The organism is Pseudomonas sp. GM_Psu_1, from assembly GCF_026544185.1.
Taxonomy (GTDB): domain Bacteria; phylum Pseudomonadota; class Gammaproteobacteria; order Pseudomonadales; family Pseudomonadaceae; genus Chryseomonas; species Chryseomonas oryzihabitans.
Genome location: NZ_JALNUX010000013.1, coordinates 116,500 through 133,186, shown reverse-complemented (window position 1 = coordinate 133,186; position 16,687 = coordinate 116,500). Strand labels below are relative to the sequence as shown.

General features: G+C 66.1%; 16 protein-coding genes. 8 read left to right on the top strand and 8 right to left on the bottom strand.

Going from position 1 to position 16,687, the window contains the following annotated elements:
- Positions 1-376: 376 nt before the first annotated feature.
- The 4 genes from cmoB to lon form a co-directional block, all read right to left on the bottom strand.
- Positions 377-1,345 (bottom strand): tRNA 5-methoxyuridine(34)/uridine 5-oxyacetic acid(34) synthase CmoB, encoded by a 969-nt coding sequence (gene cmoB / locus OXS31_RS19640; RefSeq protein WP_267401451.1) that lies wholly within the window; start codon positions 1,343-1,345, stop codon positions 377-379.
- On the bottom strand, positions 1,342-2,079 hold the full coding sequence (cmoA, locus tag OXS31_RS19635) for a carboxy-S-adenosyl-L-methionine synthase CmoA (protein ID WP_007163010.1): 738 nt from the start codon (positions 2,077-2,079) through the stop codon (positions 1,342-1,344). Before cmoA ends, cmoB begins: the two co-directional genes overlap by 4 nt.
- A 63-nt stretch (positions 2,080-2,142) precedes the next feature.
- Positions 2,143-2,535: a protease inhibitor I42 family protein gene (locus OXS31_RS19630; protein ID WP_007163011.1), complete on the bottom strand. Its 393-nt coding sequence runs from the start codon at positions 2,533-2,535 to the stop codon at positions 2,143-2,145.
- A 61-nt stretch (positions 2,536-2,596) separates the two neighbouring features.
- Entirely contained in the window at positions 2,597-4,987 is a 2,391-nt protein-coding gene (lon, locus tag OXS31_RS19625; protein WP_027601420.1) for an endopeptidase La, read from the bottom strand.
- 228 nt (positions 4,988-5,215) lie between these two features.
- On the opposite strand from lon, the gene OXS31_RS19620 reads away from it, so the two are divergent.
- From OXS31_RS19620 to OXS31_RS19600, 5 genes are all read left to right on the top strand, one after another.
- Positions 5,216-5,881, top strand: a complete 666-nt coding sequence (locus OXS31_RS19620; RefSeq protein WP_027601421.1) for a methylamine utilization protein — start codon at positions 5,216-5,218, stop codon at positions 5,879-5,881.
- Entirely contained in the window at positions 5,865-8,183 is a 2,319-nt protein-coding gene (locus OXS31_RS19615; protein WP_267401449.1) for an EAL domain-containing protein, read from the top strand. The genes OXS31_RS19620 and OXS31_RS19615 overlap by 17 nt, the downstream gene beginning before the upstream one ends.
- A complete protein-coding gene (locus tag OXS31_RS19610) occupies positions 8,180-9,031 on the top strand; it encodes a DUF3034 family protein (protein WP_058792856.1) in 852 nt (283 codons plus the stop codon). Before OXS31_RS19615 ends, OXS31_RS19610 begins: the two co-directional genes overlap by 4 nt.
- Positions 9,031-9,456, top strand: a complete 426-nt coding sequence (locus tag OXS31_RS19605) for a group 1 truncated hemoglobin (protein ID WP_007163016.1) — start codon at positions 9,031-9,033, stop codon at positions 9,454-9,456. The genes OXS31_RS19610 and OXS31_RS19605 overlap by 1 nt, the downstream gene beginning before the upstream one ends.
- Positions 9,457-9,534: 78 nt before the next feature.
- A complete protein-coding gene (locus OXS31_RS19600; protein ID WP_044342629.1) occupies positions 9,535-9,972 on the top strand; it encodes a DNA methylase in 438 nt (145 codons plus the stop codon).
- Between the two features lie 51 nt (positions 9,973-10,023).
- On the opposite strand, the gene OXS31_RS19595 is transcribed toward OXS31_RS19600, so the two are convergent.
- On the bottom strand, positions 10,024-11,130 hold the full coding sequence (locus OXS31_RS19595) for an alpha/beta hydrolase (RefSeq protein ID WP_027598414.1): 1,107 nt from the start codon (positions 11,128-11,130) through the stop codon (positions 10,024-10,026).
- Between the two features lie 109 nt (positions 11,131-11,239).
- On the opposite strand from OXS31_RS19595, the gene OXS31_RS19590 reads away from it, so the two are divergent.
- Positions 11,240-11,440 (top strand): hypothetical protein, encoded by a 201-nt coding sequence (locus OXS31_RS19590; protein WP_007163019.1) that lies wholly within the window; start codon positions 11,240-11,242, stop codon positions 11,438-11,440.
- On the opposite strand, the gene OXS31_RS19585 is transcribed toward OXS31_RS19590, so the two are convergent.
- Positions 11,437-12,420, bottom strand: coding sequence for a DctP family TRAP transporter solute-binding subunit (locus OXS31_RS19585; protein ID WP_027598412.1), 984 nt, complete (start codon positions 12,418-12,420; stop codon positions 11,437-11,439). The two genes, OXS31_RS19590 and OXS31_RS19585, sit on opposite strands and share 4 nt — an antisense overlap.
- 166 nt (positions 12,421-12,586) lie before the next feature.
- On the opposite strand from OXS31_RS19585, the gene OXS31_RS19580 reads away from it, so the two are divergent.
- Complete coding sequence (locus tag OXS31_RS19580) at positions 12,587-13,420, top strand: aldo/keto reductase (protein WP_027601428.1); 834 nt, start codon at positions 12,587-12,589, stop codon at positions 13,418-13,420.
- Here the strand turns inward: OXS31_RS19580 and mnmC are convergent.
- Both mnmC and OXS31_RS19570 read right to left on the bottom strand, forming a co-directional pair.
- Positions 13,417-15,354 carry a bifunctional tRNA (5-methylaminomethyl-2-thiouridine)(34)-methyltransferase MnmD/FAD-dependent 5-carboxymethylaminomethyl-2-thiouridine(34) oxidoreductase MnmC gene (mnmC, locus tag OXS31_RS19575; protein ID WP_267401446.1) on the bottom strand — a complete coding sequence of 646 codons (1,938 nt, stop codon included), beginning with the start codon at positions 15,352-15,354 and terminating at the stop codon, positions 13,417-13,419. The two genes, OXS31_RS19580 and mnmC, sit on opposite strands and share 4 nt — an antisense overlap.
- Before the next feature lie 55 nt (positions 15,355-15,409).
- Complete coding sequence (locus OXS31_RS19570; protein ID WP_007163023.1) at positions 15,410-15,625, bottom strand: DUF6316 family protein; 216 nt, start codon at positions 15,623-15,625, stop codon at positions 15,410-15,412.
- A gap of 297 nt (positions 15,626-15,922) precedes the next feature.
- On the opposite strand from OXS31_RS19570, the gene OXS31_RS19565 reads away from it, so the two are divergent.
- Positions 15,923-16,561 (top strand): peroxiredoxin, encoded by a 639-nt coding sequence (locus tag OXS31_RS19565; RefSeq protein WP_027598409.1) that lies wholly within the window; start codon positions 15,923-15,925, stop codon positions 16,559-16,561.
- Positions 16,562-16,687 lie beyond the last annotated feature (126 nt).

Below are 16,687 nucleotides of genomic sequence, written 5' to 3'. Positions count from 1 at the left end.
GAGCGCCTAGGCGCTGGGAGCCGATGATCGGCCAGCGAAGGCCTGAGGCTGCGTAGCTGAGGTTGCCCTCACCCTAGCCCTCTCCCAGGGGGAGAGGGGACCAGGAGCGGAGTGGCGGAGAGGTTGGCGCAGGGCCTGCCAGATGTGTGCTGCTGACACTCCGCAAAGAGCACAAGAGCCACAACAGCCCGGCTGCGCCGGGCTATCGCGGCCATGGTGGTCCGTCGATGCGGCCGCTCCTGCTAGAAGGCATGCAGTAGGAGCGGCCCATGGCCGCGATCGGATGGTCGGATGTTGGGCTTCGCTGCGCTCAACCCAACCTACCGCAGCGTTACAAGAGCAAGAAAAAGTCCGGCATGTGCCGGGCTTTTTGCGTTCAGGGTTTGCGGGCTATCAGGGTGGCGCGCAGGGGAGCGGGGAGGCCTTCGACGGTCAGGCCTGGATCTTCCGGATTCAGGAAGTCCGGTAGCGACTGGAAGCCCATCCATTCGGTGGAGCGCTGTTCGTCTACCGTCGTGGGGGTGAGGTCCACCAGGCGGACGTCACGATAGCCGGCGCGTTGCAGCCAGAGTTGCAGGGCGGTCGCGGAGGGCAGGAACCAGACGTTGCGCATCTGGGCATAGCGGTCTTCGGGTACCAGAACGGTGGTGGTATCGCCTTCGACCACCAGGGTTTCCAGGACCAGCTCACCGCCGCTGTCGAGGCAGTTCTTCAGATCCAGCAGGTGGTCGATGGGCGAACGACGATGGTAGAGCACGCCCATGGAAAAGACGGTATCGAAACCGCCGTCCAGTACGGGTAGTTCTTCCAGTGTCAGTGGCAGGTGCCAGGTGGGCAGGTCGGGCAGATAGCGGCGCAGGGCCTGGAATTGGCAGTGGAACAGCCAGTTGGGATCGACCCCTAGGACCAGGCTGGCTCCGGCGCCAAGCATGCGCCACTGGTAGTAGCCATTGCCGCAGCCGACATCCAGGACGCGCTTGCCCTGCAGATCCAGGTGAGGGGAGACCCTGTCCCACTTCCAGTCGGAGCGCCATTCGGTATCCAGGTGGAGATCGAACAGCTGGAAGGGGCCCTTGCGCCACGGGCGCAGTTGCAGCAGTGCCTCGCGCAGGGCCTGGTGCTGCTCCGCGGTAGGAGCACCGAGGAGGCGCACGGCCTCACTCAGTTCGACAGCCGCTACAGCGATTTCGGGGAGCGCATCGACACCCGCTTGCCAGCGCTGCAGATCGCCGTGGCCGCGGGCGTACTTGGCGGCCAGGACGGCTTCGAGGGACTGGGACCAGGTGGCCAGCGGAGTATCCGCCAGCGCCTGTTGCAGGGCTGCGAGGTAGGACGGCTGGGTCATGGCAGGGCGATCAGGGAGGTGAAGTTGAGGCATTGGAACCAGGGCACGACGGTGGTGAAGCCGGCGGCCTGCAGGCGCGCACGGTGTTCGTCCAGGGTGTCGGTGAGCATGACGTTTTCCAGCGCGGTGCGTTTCTGGGCGATTTCCAGCTCGCTGTAGCCATTGGCTCTCTTGAAGTCCAGATGCAAGCCGTTGAGCAGGGCCTGGGTCTCGGTCTCCGGAAAACGGATCTTTTCCGACAGCAGCAGGGCGCCGCCGGGCAGCAGGCTGGCGCGCAGTCGGCTGAGCAGGCCCAGGCGCTGTTCCGGGGCGATGAATTGCAGGGTGAAGTTGAGGGCGATCACCGAAGCCGCCTCGAGCGGGACTTCGAGGATATCGGCTTCCACCACCTCTACCGGGAGCAGCTCCTCATGCATGGAGTCCTGGGCGCTGAGGTATTCGCGGCAGCGGGTGACCATGGCGGTGGAGTTGTCGATGGCCACCACCCGAGCACCCTCGGCGCGGACATGACGGCGCAGCGCCTGGGTCACGGCGCCCAGGGAGCAGCCGAGGTCGTAGAGGCGGCTATGAGGCTGGGCGAAGCGCGCGGCGATGACGCCGAGGTTCTCGACGATGGTGGGATAGCCCGGCACGGATCTCTTGATCATGTCGGGAAAGACGCGCACCACGTCTTCGTTGAAGGTGAAGTCGGCAGGAGGCTGCGGCGACGCGAACAGGCGGTCGGCTTCGCTCATGGGCGGTACCTGGAAAATCGAAAGGGGGCATTGTACCCCCGGCAGGCACCGCTGGACGTGGCCTCAGCGGATTTCGATACGGCAGTCGAAGCGGGCCTGGGGCTCGGCATCGGCATCCCAGGGCTGGCGAGCCTGGAGCTCGAGATGGGCGCTGCCGGCGCTCTGGGCGCGGAAGCGCCAGAGGGACTGACCGGCGCTGCCGATGCCGCCCTGGTCCTGGCGCTGTTCGCGAAAGACTTCCGGGCCGAGTTGCCTGAGGTTGTCGCTGCGCTGAAGGATGGTCCAGCGATAGCCGCTGGTGGGATCGCTGGGCAGGGTCAGGGTCAGTTCCTGGCCGATGTGCATGGCCAGCGGGGTGCAGTCGCTGTCGTCACCCAGGATGAGGTTGCCGCTCGGCTGGGTGCTGCTGCAGCCGGCCAGGAGCAGACAGCCGCAGAACAGAAGACGGTTGGACATGGAAACCTCCGGGGTATGACGGCAAAACGCAGAGCATACCCCAAGAGGTCGGACGGTCAGACTAGAAGAGCACCTTGGCGACGTCGGCGAAGCGCTTGGCGAAGTGGACGGTCAGCCCCTCCTTGAGATAGGCGGGCAGCTCTTCGAAATCACCGCGATTGGGCTCCGGCAGGATCAGTTCACTGATCTTCTGCCGCCGCGCCGCGATGACCTTTTCCCGTACCCCGCCAATGGGCAGCACCTGGCCGGTCAGGGTCAGCTCGCCGGTCATGGCCACGTTCTTCTTGGGCGCCTGGTTGCGCGCCAGCGACAGCAGGGCGGAGGCCATGGTGATGCCGGCACTGGGACCATCCTTGGGCGTGGCGCCTTCGGGTACGTGCAGGTGGACGAGGGCCTGGTCGAAGAAGTTCGGATCGCCCTTGAAGTCCTTGAGATGCGCGGTGACGTAGCTGTAGGCGATCTCGGCGGATTCCTTCATGACGTCACCCAGCTTGCCGGTGAGCTTGAAGCCGCGATTCAGGGTATGGATGCGCGTCGCCTCGATCGGCAGGGTGGCGCCGCCCATGCTGGTCCAGGCCAGCCCGGTGATGATGCCGACCCCGGACAGCACCTGCTCCTTGCGGAAGGGCGGCATGCCCAGATAGTCCTCGAGATCCGAGGCGCCGATCTTGATCTTGAGCTTGGGGTCCTCGATGAGCCTGACCACCGCCTTGCGCACCAGCTTGCCCAGCTGCTTCTCCAGCTGGCGTACGCCGGCCTCGCGGGCATAGCCTTCCACCAGGGCCTTGAGGGCACTGTCGGTGAGCGTCAGGCGATCCTTGGGCACCCCGGCCTTGTCCAGCTGCTTGGGCCAGAGGTGGCGCTTGGCGATGGCCTGCTTTTCCTCGGCGATGTAGCCGGAGAGGCGGATGACCTCCATGCGGTCCAGCAACGGACCCGGAATGGAGTCCAGGGTGTTGGCGGTACAGACGAACAGCACCTTGGACAGGTCGAGGCGCAGATCCAGATAGTGGTCGAGGAAATCGACGTTCTGTTCCGGATCCAGGGTCTCCAGCAGTGCCGAGGCGGGATCGCCCTGGTAGCTCTGGCCCATCTTGTCGATCTCGTCGAGCATGATGACCGGATTCATCACCTTGACGTCGCGCAGGGCCTGGACGAGCTTGCCGGGCATGGCGCCGATGTAGGTACGGCGGTGGCCCTTGATCTCGGCTTCGTCCCTCATGCCGCCGACACTGAAGCGATAGAAGGGGCGGCCGAGGGATTCGGCGATGGACTTGCCGATGCTGGTCTTGCCCACCCCGGGCGGACCCACCAGCAGCACGATGGAGCCGGTCACCTCACCCTTGAAGGCGCCCACCGCGAGGAATTCGAGGATGCGATTCTTGATGTCGTCGAGCCCGGCGTGGTGCCGGTCGAGCACCTTGCGCGCGTGCTTGAGATCGAGCTTGTCCTGGCCGTGGATACCCCACGGCAGATCGGTGGCCCAGTCCAGGTAGTTGCGGGTGACGCCGTATTCCGGCGAGCCGGTCTCGAGGATGGACAGCTTGTTCAGCTCGTCGTCGATGCGCTTCTGCGCGGCTTCGGGCAGGATCTTGCCGTCCAGGCGCTGGCGAAAACCTTCGATGTCGCTGCTGCGATCGTCCTTGGTGATGCCCAACTCCTGCTGGATCAGCTTGAGCTGCTCCTTGAGGAAGAATTCGCGCTGGCGCTCGTTGATCTTGCGATTGACCTCGGCGGACAACTCCTTCTGCAGGCGCGCGACCTCGACCTCCTTGCGCAGCAGCGGCAGGACCTTTTCCATGCGCTGCAGCATGGGCACGGTATCGAGCACCTGCTGCAGTTCGTCGCCCGGCGCGGTGGTGAGGGCGGCGGCGAAGTCGGTGAGCGGCGAGGGATCGTTGGGGCTGAAGCGATTGAGATAGTTCTTCAGCTCTTCGCTGTACAGCGGGTTGAGGGGCAAGAGCTCCTTGATGGCGTTGATCAGCGCCATGCCATAGGCCTTCACCTCGTCGCTGGGATCGGGACTGGGACGCAGGTGCTCGACTTCCACCAGATAGGGCGGACGCTGACGGCGCAGCCAGCCGCGGATGCGCACCCGCGACAGGCCCTGGGCCACGAACTGCAGCTTGCCGTCCTGGCGGGTGGCATGGTGGATGCGCACCAGGGTGCCGTGCTGCGGCAACTGGTCGGGATCGAAGCCGTCGGCATCGCCGGGTTGCTGCTCCATGTAGAACAGCGCCAGGCAATGGTGGTCGGTCTTGGCCACCAGCTCCAGGGTTTCCGCCCAAGGCTCTTCGTTGACAATGACGGGCAGTACCTGCGCCGGGAAGAAGGGGCGGTTGTGAATGGGGATGACGTACAGCTTGTCGGGAAGATTCTGGCCGGGTAGCACCAGACCGGTCTGGCCGGCTTCTTCGCTGAGAATGTCCGCTTGATTGTCCTGATCGCTCATTGGCGTACCTTGGGCTTGGATGTAGGGCCAACATGGGGCGAGGGCGCTGCTTTTTCAACGCAGGCCAAGACCTGTCCTTCTTGACCGCCGGGCACCGCTTGAAGTGCGACGACCGGGGCAACGACTGGCCGTCGCGACGATAAAGATTCCCCCGAGACTGCCGCTAAAGCTGAAGTCACGCCGCGAAGCCGGCGAGAGTTTCCAAGGGCGCGCGGTGGAGAACAGCGGGTGAACAAGCGACATCTAGTAACGGGATTGCTGGTCTTGGGCCTCGGCACCGCGCAGGCGGCGCCGGTCGCCGTGCAGGTCGTGGACAGCCAGGGAGCACCCCTGGCCGATGCGGTGGTGATGCTGTCGGCGCCGGGACTGGTGCCCGAGCGGCGGCCCGCGGCCATCGACCAGCAGAATCGGCGCTTCGTCCCCCATGTCCTGGCGGTGGCCACCGGGACGGCGGTGAGCTTTCCCAATACCGACGACATCCGCCATCAGGTCTATTCCTTTTCCAGCCCGAAGCGCTTCGAGCTGCCGCTCTACCACGGGCTTCCCAGCACGCCGGTGGTGTTCGACCAACCGGGCGTGGTGGTGGTGGGCTGCAATATCCACGATTGGATGGTGGGATACGTCTACGTGACCACCGCCGGGCGCTCCGCGGTGACCGACAGTCAGGGCCAGGCCCGCCTGGAGGCGCCGGACGGTCATTATCAGCTGGCACTGTGGCACCCCGACCTCAGCGACAAGCAGGAGGTCGCCCAGCCTGCGCTGGACGTGGCGGGCAAGCCGGTGACCCTGAAACTCCAGCTGGCGGTTCAGCCGAAGCCGCAGTCCGCGGAGCCGGCGAGCTCGGCTTTCGAGGATGCCTTCCACAAGGCCACGCACGATGAAGCTCATCCATAGTTTCCAGACCCGCATCGCCGGCAGTCTCTTCCTGCTGATGCTGGTGGTCATCACCCTGGTCTATCTGACGGTCAAGGCCGCCACCGAGGCCAGTGCGGTGCGCCAGTCCTATGACCAGCTCGACACCGGGGCGCGGGTCTTTCGCCAGGTGCTGGACGGGCGCTGCCGCCGGCTGAACGATGCCGTGCGGGTGCTCGCCGCCGATTTCGGCTTTCGCGATGCCGTCGCCAGTGGCGATGTGCCGACCCTGAGGTCGGCGCTGGCCAACCATGGCGCCCGGGTGGGCGCGGGCGATACCTATCTGCTGGATCTGGACGGCCGGCTGATCGCCAGCACCGTGGCGGCGCACAGCCAAGGCGAGCGGCTGCCCGTCGCGGTGGCGTCGGGCAATGACGGCAGCTGTGTGCTGGCGGGTACCGGCCTGCCGCAATTGCGGGTCACGGTGCCGGTCCGGGCTCCTGTGCCCATTGCCCAGGTGGTGATGAGTTTCGCCATGGATCAGGCCATGGCCGAGGAATTTCGCTCGCTGATCAACTTGGACGTGGTGTTTCTCGGCGAAGCGGCGCTGATGGCCAGTACCCTGCCGGAGGCGCAGGGACGGCTGCTGCTGCCTGAGCTGGCGAACGCGCCCAAGGGCAGCGATAGCTGGCAGCTGATCCTGGGTGATCGCCGCTATCAGGTCAAGCGGCTGACCCTCGGCACCGCCGACCATCCGGTACAGGTCTATCTGCTGCGTTCGCTCGATCTGGCCATGACCGAGTTCGAACCCCTGCTCAGGCAACTGGCGCTGATCGCCGGCGGTGCCCTGCTGGCGGCCCTGCTGGGCGCACTGTGGCTGGCACGTAACCTGGCCCAGCCGTTGCGGCAGCTGTCGGTGATGTCCTGGCGGATCGGCCAGGGGGACTACGGGGTCAAGGTGGAAGTCCAGCGCCGGGACGAATTCGGCCGCTTGGCGCAGGTGCTCGAAGAGATGCGCCAGGGCATCGCCGAGCGCGAGCAGCGGCTCAATCACAATGCCTTGCACGACGCCCTGACCGGATTGCCCAATCGCATCCTGGCCGAGGAGCGCCTGCGGGTCTTCATCGCCACCCAGTCCCAGGTCTCGCTGCTGTACCTGGGGCTGGATGGCTTCCAGGCGATCAATGAAAGCGCCGGGGTCGCCGGAGGGGATCGCATCCTCCGGATGGTGGCCGAGCGGGCCCAGGTGCTGCTGGCCGGGCGTGGCTGCGTCTCGCGACCGGTGGGCGACGAGTTTCTCGTGCAGTTCTGCCGCGTCGGTCTGGAAGGCGCGGTGGGGCTCGCCGAGCAGCTGCGTCTGTCGCTGGCCGAGCCGATCGAGTGGGAAGGTCAGCTGTATCGTCTCAGTTGCCGCATCGGTGTCGTCGAATATCCGCGCCATGGCGACGATCCGACCCAGCTGATCGAGCGCGCGCGCAGCGCCATGCTCGATGCCGGGCAGTTGCCGGATCGCCTGCGGGTCTATGATGAAGGACGGGATGCGGCCCAGCAGCGGCGTCTGCAACTGGTCCACGATCTGCCGCTGGCGGGCGAGCGGGGTGAATTGATGCTGGTGTTCCAACCCAAGGTGGCCCTGCAGGGCAGCGGGCCGCACCAGGCCGAGGTGCTGCTGCGCTGGCGCCACGCCGAACTGGGCATGGTCTCGCCGGGTGAATTCATTCCCCTGGCCGAGCGCAGTGGCAGCATGGCCGGACTCACCCGCTGGGTGATCCAGGCGGCGATCCGGCAGCTGGCGCTCTGGCAGACCCAGGGCCGAGAGGTCAAGGTGTCGCTGAACGTCTCGGCGGTCGACCTGGCCGATGCCCGACTGCCCGAGCGGGTGATGGGCTGGCTGGATGACGCCGGCGTCTCGGCGCGGCAGCTGACCTTCGAGATCACCGAGAGCGCCATCATGGCCGATCCGGAGGCGGCCATCGCGCTGCTGACCCGCCTCTCCGTGCTGGGCATCCGGTTGTCGGTGGACGACTACGGCACCGGCCAGGCTTCCCTGGCGCACCTGAAGCGGCTGCCGGTGGACGAATTGAAGATCGACCAGTCCTTCGTGAAGGAGCTGGCACCGGGCAACGATGACGCCGTCATCGTCCGCTCGACCATCGAGATGGGCCACAACCTGGGTCTGGAGGTGGTCGCCGAAGGGGTCGAGGAAGCCCGAGCCCTGGCGCTGTTGCGCAGCTGGGGCTGCGATGTGATCCAGGGGTACTACATCAGCCGCCCGGTACCGGCCGTGGAATTCGAGGCCTGGATGGAACGGCAGAGCCAGCCGGTGCTGGAGGCGCTGTCATGAAGCGTGGCTGGCTGCTGGCGGGGTTGCTGCTGGCGACCGGGGTGCAGGCCGACGGCGGCAAGCTGCTGGCCACCGGTGGCGCCAGCAGTCTGGAAGGCGCGGCGGGTGGGGGCATCACGCCCTGGGCGGTGATCGGCGGCTATGGCGAAAGCGGCCAGGCCGGCGCCACCGCCTTCGCCACCCGGGTATGGACCGGTGACTATCGGCTCGATGCCACCGGCGTGGCGGCGGCCTATGACAATCGGGTGGAGGTCTCCTATGCCCGCCAGCGCCTGGACATGCCGACCCTGCGGCGGTTGATGAAGCTCGAGGAAGACAGCCTCAGCCAGGACATCGTCGGCGCCAAGGTGCGCCTGGCGGGAGACCTGATCTACGACCGGTTGCCGCAGATCGCCCTGGGCGTGCAGTACAAGCATCAGCGCGACTTCGGCATTCCCGCAGCCGTGGGGGCGCGGCGCGACAGCGATGTCGAGGGCTACCTGGGTGCCAGCCGGCTGTTTCTGGGCGGCGCCTTCGGCTACAACCTGCTGCTCAACGTCGGTCTCAGGTACAGCCGCGCCAACGAGATGGGGCTGCTGGGCTTCGGTGGCGATCGCAACGACAGCCGTCAGTGGCTCAAGGAGGGCTCGGCGGCGGTGTTCTTCAATCCCCAGTGGGCGGTGGGCATGGAATATCGCGAGAAGCCGCAGAATCTGTCCTTTACCCGAGAGAGTGACTGGGTGGATACCTTCGTCGGCTATTTTCCCAACAAGCATCTGTCGCTGGTGCTGGCCTATGCCTGGCTGGGCGAGATCGCCACCCTGGACGATCAGCAGGGCCTCTATCTGTCGCTGCAGGGGAGCTACTGATGCAGGCGAAGCCTCTGGTGCTGGCGGCGCTGCTGCTGATGCTGGGTTGCACGCCCCAGCCGCCGGCGGGCGATCGGCTCTATCAGGAGCTGGGTGGCCAGCCCGGCATCACCCGAATCGTCGAGGGGATGCTGCTCAACGTGGCGCGCGACGGGCGGATCCGGCACTACTTCGCCAATGTCGACATCGCGCGGCTGCGCAAGCTGCTCATCCAGAAATTCTGTGCCGATGCGGGCGGTCCCTGTCGTTATGAAGGGGCGAGCATGGCGGAAAGTCATCGCGGTCTGAATCTGCAACCCGCCGACTTCAATGCCCTGGTGGAAGACCTGCAACTGGCCATGCGGCGCGAGGGCATCCCGGAGCGGGCGCAGAATGCCCTGCTGGCGCGGCTGGCGCCGCAACGCGGCGAGGTGATCCGCCAGTAGCCTGCCGGCTGTCGCTGGTTTCGAACCTCGTCCGCGCCAGATCCTCCCTAGGCAAGATGCCTACGAGAGGGATGATGCTTGAGCAAGACGACTTCTGCGGCCGATCTCGGTCTGACCCTGGCGCCGGGCGACGAGCCGGCGCTGTTCGGCTGGTTCCTGGCCAGCTACCTGTTCGGCAAGCGCATCTCCCAGAGCATCGCTGCCCAGGCCTGGAAGGTGCTCTATCGCAAATACGGCCGCGACACGCCGCGCAAGCTGCTCAATCTGAGCTGGCAGCAACTGGTCAACTATCTCGGCGAGGGCCACTACCGGCGTTATGACGAGAGCACCGCCACGCGCCTGCTGGATGTCTGTCGTCATCTGCAGGAAGACTATGGCGGCAGTTTTCTCAAGCTACGTAACGCCAGCGCCGATCGTGCGGATTTCGAGCGCCGCCTGCAGACCCTGAAGGGGGTGGGCCCCAAGACCTGCGAGATCTTCATGCGCGAGGCCGGGCCCTTGCTGTTTCCCGACTGAATGCACACCGCCGGCATGGGGCCGGCGGTGTTCACGACGGACGGAAGACTGTTATTTGCCCAGGTCCGTCTTGAGACGGCTGCCGGCATAGGCCTGGGCGTCCTTGGCCTTCTGCACCACCGCAGCGGTGCCGAAGAACTCGTGGGTGACGCCCGGATAGACCTTTCGCTCCACCTGGACGCCGGCCTGGCGCAGGGCGGTCTCCAGGAAGCCACCGTCGTCACGCAGGGGATCGATCTCGGCATTGACGATGGTCACCGGCGGCAGGCCGGCGAGGTCGGCGCGAGTCAGGTCCAGGCGCGGATCCTTGAGATCGGCGGGCGTACGGGTCACCTGTTCGACGAACCACAGCATCATCGGCCGATTGAGCGGCTTGGCGTCCGCATACTGCTCGTAGGACGGGGTATGGGTGTTGGTCTGGGCCACCGGATAGACCGACAGCACGTGCTTGGGTGCGGTGAGACCGGCCTTGCGGGCGGCCACGGCGGTCGCCACCGCCAGGTTGCCCCCGGCGCTTTCACCGGCCAGGGCCAGCCGCTGGGAATCGCCGTTGAGCGAGCCGGCGTGGGTGGTCACCCAGCGATAGGCCGCCAGGGCGTCATCATGGGCAGCGGGAAACTTGTATTCGGGCGCCTGGCGATAGTCCACCGAGACCACGATGGCATTGGCCTGCTTGGCCAGACCGCGGGCGCCACCGTCGTAAACGTTGCGATCGGCGAACACCCAGCCGCCGCCGTGGAAGTAGAGGATGACCGGGAAGGGACCCTGGCCCTCGGGGGTGTAGATGCGGGCGGGCAGCACGCCGGCGGCGCCATCCACAGCACGGTCGACGCTGGTCACGCCGGGTACCAGGGCCTCAGGCTGGGTGGGACGACCCTCGTCCTGCAGGACACCCTTGACCGCATCGGCGATGGTAGGCTGTTGGCGGGCCTGCTGAGCGGTGAGTTTTTCCACGGCCTTGGGATCGAAGCTGGCGTATTTGTTCAGCACCTTCTGCATGTCGGCATCGGTGCGCGCCATGCTCTTGGCATTGCTGATCGCCTCGGCACCCAGAGAACGTTTTTCCGGATCGCGGGCGCAGCCGGTCAGGGCCAGACCGGCGCCAACCAGAGCGAGGGCGAGGAGGGTGGGTTTGCTACGCAAGACGGATAGCGGCATGGCGGAAATCCTGTGCGAATTCAGAGGGCCTACCTGCAAACCGACATGCTTATCGCGCGAGAGGTTCCGGCGGACCGCTGGCAGGTACCTGGCGATCGGCCTGCTGGGATTGCTGGGTAGCCAGGCCGTCGCCGAGCCGGCGGCCTACTGGCGCTGGCGCAGCAACACCGATGGTCAGGACTTCTGTACCCAGACGCCGCCGGGGCCGGGTTGGGTCCGGATCGCGGGGCCCTTTCGCGATCTGCAGTGTCGCGAGGCGGGCAGTCTGCCCCTGCGCCGCTGGGCCGCGCCGCCGCAACAGTCCCGCTAGTTCGAGGTTTCCGCCGCCTTGAGCAGCGAGGCGCCGAGCTCGCCTTCGTAACGCTGCCACACCGGACGCATGGCGTCCCGCCAGCGCGCCCGTTGTTCGGGAGTGAGGGTGATGATCTCGCTGCCACCCGCGGCGGCGATGCGCGCCCGATCACGCTGGTTTTCCGCCTCGGATTGCTTTTTCACCTCGAAGGTCACCTGGTCGATGATCTCTTCCAGGGTACTGCGTACGGCGAAGGGCAGGGTGCGCCAGCGATCCGCCTTGACGATCAGCATGTAGTCGAGGGCGCCATGGTTGCTCTCGGTGAAATAGCGCTGCTGCTGGTCGAGACGCTGGCTCCAGTAATTGGACCAGGTGTTCTCGGTGGCATTGACGGTGCCCGTGGTGAGCGCCTGCAAGGTCTGGTTGAAGGGCAGCCTGACCGCCGTGGCGCCCAGGGCCTCGAACTGGCTCTGCAGGACGTCGGAGTTCTGGATGCGGAACACCAGTCCCTTGGCATCGCCGGGTTCGCGCAGGGGCTTGCGCGCCGACAGCTGCTTGAGGCCGTTGGGCCAGTAGGCCAGGCCGATGACCCCGGCTGGCTCCAGGCTCTGCAGCAGCTGGCGACCGCTGGGCCGGGCCTGGAAGTGATCGAGGGCCGCACGACTCTCGAACAGGAAGGGCAGGTCGAACAGCTTGAGCTTGGGACTGAGTTCGGTGAGTTTGCTGATCGCCGGCGCCAGGATGTCGACCTTGCCGTCCTGCAGCGCCTGGAGTTCGTTGGCATCGGTAAAGGCCGTGCCGCTGGGCAGCACCTCCACCTGGACCTGCCCGGCGAGACGCTGCGCCACCAGCTGCTGGAACAGCTGAGCACCCTTGCCCTTGGGGGTCTCCGGCGCTACCACATGGGAAAACCTCAGAGTAATGACGTCAGCGTAGCTGGATGTCATGGGCAGGGCGGCGGAGAGCAGGGCGCAAAGGCCCAGGATCGACGACTTCATGGCAGGTCCTGGTGATTTTTCTTGGAATCCTTGTAGGCGTACTTTACCAGTGCGACGTCAGGTCGCAGGGCCTGTGGGAAGGCGTTGGCTGCCGTTTGGCGGATGACCGGGAGAATCGGCGTCGCGCTGGCGTTCTAACGACCACATCCAAGAGAAGGAAGCGCCCATGAATACCGCTCAAACCGTTCGTTTGCCCGATGGCACTACCGTTCCGGCGCTGGGCCAGGGTACCTGGCGCATGGGCGAGAACGCGGATCTGCATCGCCAGGAGGTCAGTGCCCTGCGCCAGGGGCTGGACCTGGGACTCACCCTGATCGACACCGCCGAGATGTATGGCGAAGGCCGCGCCGAGGAACTGGTGGGCGAGGCCATGGCCGGGCGGCGGGACGAGGTCTTCCTGGTGAGCAAGTTCTATCCGAAGAACGCCACCGAAGCCGGCGTACCCCTGGCCTGCGAACGCAGCCTGAAACGCCTGGGCACCGATGTCATCGACCTCTATCTGCTGCACTGGCGCGGCCAGGTGCCGCTGATCGAGACGGTCATGGCGTTGGAGAAACTGCGCGACGAAGGCAAGATCCGCCACTGGGGCGTTTCCAACCTCGACACCAGCGACATGCTCGAATTGAACGATGATCGCTGCAGCGCCAATCAGGTCCTCTACAACCTGGAACAGCGCGGTATCGAGCATGACCTGCTGCCCTGGTGCCAGCGTCAGCAGATGCCCCTGATGGCCTATTGTCCGCTGGGGCAGGGCGGGGATCTGCTGCGCCACCCGGCCCTGGCTACCCTGGCCGAACGGCATCAGGCCACCCCGGCGCAGATCGCCCTGGCCTGGGTGCTGCGTCAGCCGGGTGTGATCGCCATTCCCAAGGCCGGCGATGCCGGACATCTGGAAGAGAATGCGCGGGCCCTGGATCTGCGCCTGAGCGAAGAGGACTTCGCCCTGCTCGACGGCGCCTTTCCGCCGCCGCAAGCCAAGAGTCCGCTGGCGATCATCTAGCCGCCGCGAATCAACCGGCGCAGGGGGAAACGACTGGGGTGGCAGGCTTCGGCCACCTGCCGCGCCACCGGCAGGGGCTCGTCTTCCAGCCAGGCCGCCAGCAGTTCGGCGGCCAGCGGGGTGGTGACCAGGCCACGGGAGCCGTGCGCCAGATTGACATAGAGTCCCTCGCGCCAGGGCGCCGTCTGCTCGGGTACCTGGCGGGCGTCGTAGGCCAGTGCCTGGTAGCGCTGGACGAAGAGGTCTTCGTCCACCACCGGGCCGACCAGGGGCAGGTAATCCGGCGAGGTACAGCGGAAAGCCACGCGACCTTCCAGTTTCTCGGCTTCATAGCCGGCAGCCAGCGCGGGTGACAATTCGGCGAGCAGGTGCAGGTTGCTCTGGTGTTCCGCCTGGCTGGGTTCGGTGTCGCTCCGGTCGAACACGAAGCTGGCGCCCAGGCAGTGCCGACCTTCCCGCGCCGGGGCGAGATAGCCTTCGCCGCAGACCACGGTGGCCAGCGCCTGGCTGTCCGGGGTTTCCGGCAGCGCGGACAACTGCCCGCGGATCGCCTTCAGCGGCAGGCCGGGCAGCAGCGTGCGGGCCTGGGCGGCGCTGGCCACCACGACCACCGTCGCCGTCAGCGGCTCGCCGTGGGTACTGGCCTGCCAGCCGTGCTCGGTCCGCTGCAGGGCGGTCACCTCGGTATGGGTGACCAGCTCGATATTCGGATGGGCCAGCCAGTGCGCGCACAGCGCCGGCGGATGTACCCAGCCTCCTTCCGGAAAGAATAGGCCCCCCGCCGTGAGACCGATTCCGGCCCTGTCGCTGGCGGCGTCGCTGTCCAGCGGCTGCAGCAGATCGGCGGGGAAGTGCGCGGCTAGTTGCGCCTGCCGCTGGGCGTCCTTGTCCGTCAGCGCCAGTTGCAGCACCCCGCAGGTTGACCAGGCTGCGCCAGGTGGCAGAGCCTGTAATTCGCGCAGGGTCAGGCCGAAGCCATCGAGTATCAGCCGACTGAGCGGGGTGTCATGGGCCGACAGCTTGAGATAGAGCACGCCCTGGGGATTGCCGGAGGCCTCCTGGGCGGGCGCCCCGTGGCGCTCGACGACCCGGACCTGCCAGCCGCGGCGGGCCAGGCTGGTGGCGGTGGCGCAACCGGCCAGGCCGGCGCCTATGACCAGGGCCGTGCGCGGGCCCTGGGGGCGCGGTGGGCGGGCATACCAGGGCACGGGGTCAGGGGCGACGGGGCGTTCCAGGGCGCCTGCCAGCATTTCGCGCTTGTGGCCGAAGCCAGGCACCTTGGCCATGGCGAAGCCGGCCTCGTTGAGACCACGGCGGACGAAGCCGGCGCAGGTAAAGGTCGCCAGGGTGGTGCCGGCATGGGACAGCCGAGCCAGCTCGGCGAACAGCGCGGGCGTCCACATCTCGGGGTTCTTGGCCGGGGCGAAGCCGTCCAGGAACCAGGCATCGCAACGGGCATCCAGTTCGGGCAGGCGCTCCAGCACATCGCCGACCAGCAGGGTCAGGGTGATGCGCCCGTCGCCCAGGATCAGCCGCTGGAAGCCTGGATGGATCGCCTGGTACTGCCGCTGCAGCGCTGCGCTGTAGGGGGCGAGTTCCGGCCAGAGACTCAGCGCCTGGGCGAGATCGGCAGCGGTCAGCGGAAAGCGCTCGACGCTGACGAAATGCAGGCGCGCTTCCTGTGGTGCCAGGGCGTCGAAGAGTTGCCAGGCGCAGAGGAAGTTGAGGCCGGTGCCGAAACCCGTCTCGCCGATGGTGAAGACTTCGCCCGGCACCAGCGCGGCGAAGCGTTCGGCCAGGCGATTCTGCTGCAGGAAGACATAGCGCGTCTCTTCCAGACCGCTGGCGCGGGAAAAGTAGACGTCGCCATAGGTGCGGGAGAGGGGTTGCCCGGAGGCATCCCAGTCGAGCTGGGCGTGCTGGAAATCGGTCATGAGCGGCGCGGCCTGGGATTCAGGGCGCGCAGTCTAAAGGATCGAGCGCAGGCGGTCAGACGTTGCTGACGGATTGGCGCATCAGGCCCTGAGAGGTCTGCAGCCGCTCGACGTAGCGATCGATCTGGTTGAGCGCTTCTTCGCGGCTGAAGAAGGGGCCTTCCAGGGTGCCCTCGCGGGTGGTGAAGAAAAACTGACCGTTGACCACGCTGACGCGCTCGCTACGGAAATGGGTGCTGGCACCGGGGTCGTCATTACGTTTGCCTAACATGAGAATCTCCTCCTCGTCTTGCCAACAGACCATGGCGAGCGCTGCGGGTTGCCCCGCTCGGCCAAATGGCGGTCCGTCGATCTTCCTTAGGTGTAGCACCCTAGCGGCCGCGGCGCCTGGGTGGAAAAAGCGCGACGAAATTGTGAGGGGCATCACGCAGCACAGGGCGTAGCCGCCGGACGATGGCCCTGGACGGGTCGTCTTTCGCGTTATAACCACAGCGTGATCCGATCTTTCCCGCCCGCTCTGGTGGGCGGCATAGTGCCGCTATCCCTACCTGCATCAGGAGAACTGCCAATGACCATCCGTCTGGGCGACATCGCCCCCGATTTCGAACAGGATTCCAGCCTGGGTCGCATCCGCTTCCACGAGTGGCTGGGCGACAGCTGGGGCGTGCTCTTCTCCCATCCGGCCGACTTCACCCCGGTCTGCACCACCGAACTGGGCCTCACCGCCAAGCTCAAGGACGAATTCGCCAAGCGCGACGTCAAGGTGATCGCCCTCTCGGTGGACGGCCTGGAATCGCACCAGGGCTGGATCAAGGACATCGAAGAAACCCAGGCGACCGCCGTGGGCTTTCCGATCCTGGCCGACGCCGATCGCAGTGTCTCGACCCTCTACGACATGATCCACCCCAATGCCAACGACACCCTCACGGTGCGCTCGCTGTTCGTCATCGATCCGCAAAAGAAGGTGCGGCTGTCGATCACCTATCCGGCCAGCACCGGACGCAATTTCGACGAGATCCTGCGGGTGATCGATTCCCTGCAGCTCACCGACAATCACAAGGTGGCGACCCCGGGCAACTGGAAGGATGGCGATGACGTGGTCATCGTGCCGTCGCTCAAGGACGAAGAAGAACTCAAGCGCCGTTTCCCCAAGGGCTACACCGCGGTGAAGCCCTATCTGCGCCTGACCCCGCAGCCCAATCGCTGACACCTGCGGTGACAAGAAAACCCCGGCTCCGGCCGGGGTTTTTGTTTTCTGGTTATAACCAAGTGCCTAAAGGATATTTTTAGGGAATAAGCACCCCTTGCTAAGGTCCGCTCATTCCTTTTCGAG

Coding starts and splice junctions, on each gene's coding strand:
- cmoB (WP_267401451.1), bottom strand. CDS start 1,345: ATGACCCAGCCGTCCTACCTCGCAGCCCTGCAACAGGCGCTGGCGGAT.
- cmoA (WP_007163010.1), bottom strand. CDS start 2,079: ATGAGCGAAGCCGACCGCCTGTTCGCGTCGCCGCAGCCTCCTGCCGAC.
- OXS31_RS19630 (WP_007163011.1), bottom strand. CDS start 2,535: ATGTCCAACCGTCTTCTGTTCTGCGGCTGTCTGCTCCTGGCCGGCTGC.
- lon (WP_027601420.1), bottom strand. CDS start 4,987: ATGAGCGATCAGGACAATCAAGCGGACATTCTCAGCGAAGAAGCCGGC.
- OXS31_RS19615 (WP_267401449.1), top strand. CDS start 5,865: ATGAAGCTCATCCATAGTTTCCAGACCCGCATCGCCGGCAGTCTCTTC.
- OXS31_RS19610 (WP_058792856.1), top strand. CDS start 8,180: ATGAAGCGTGGCTGGCTGCTGGCGGGGTTGCTGCTGGCGACCGGGGTG.
- OXS31_RS19605 (WP_007163016.1), top strand. CDS start 9,031: ATGCAGGCGAAGCCTCTGGTGCTGGCGGCGCTGCTGCTGATGCTGGGT.
- OXS31_RS19595 (WP_027598414.1), bottom strand. CDS start 11,130: ATGCCGCTATCCGTCTTGCGTAGCAAACCCACCCTCCTCGCCCTCGCT.
- OXS31_RS19585 (WP_027598412.1), bottom strand. CDS start 12,420: ATGAAGTCGTCGATCCTGGGCCTTTGCGCCCTGCTCTCCGCCGCCCTG.
- OXS31_RS19580 (WP_027601428.1), top strand. CDS start 12,587: ATGAATACCGCTCAAACCGTTCGTTTGCCCGATGGCACTACCGTTCCG.
- mnmC (WP_267401446.1), bottom strand. CDS start 15,354: ATGACCGATTTCCAGCACGCCCAGCTCGACTGGGATGCCTCCGGGCAA.
- OXS31_RS19570 (WP_007163023.1), bottom strand. CDS start 15,625: ATGTTAGGCAAACGTAATGACGACCCCGGTGCCAGCACCCATTTCCGT.
- OXS31_RS19565 (WP_027598409.1), top strand. CDS start 15,923: ATGACCATCCGTCTGGGCGACATCGCCCCCGATTTCGAACAGGATTCC.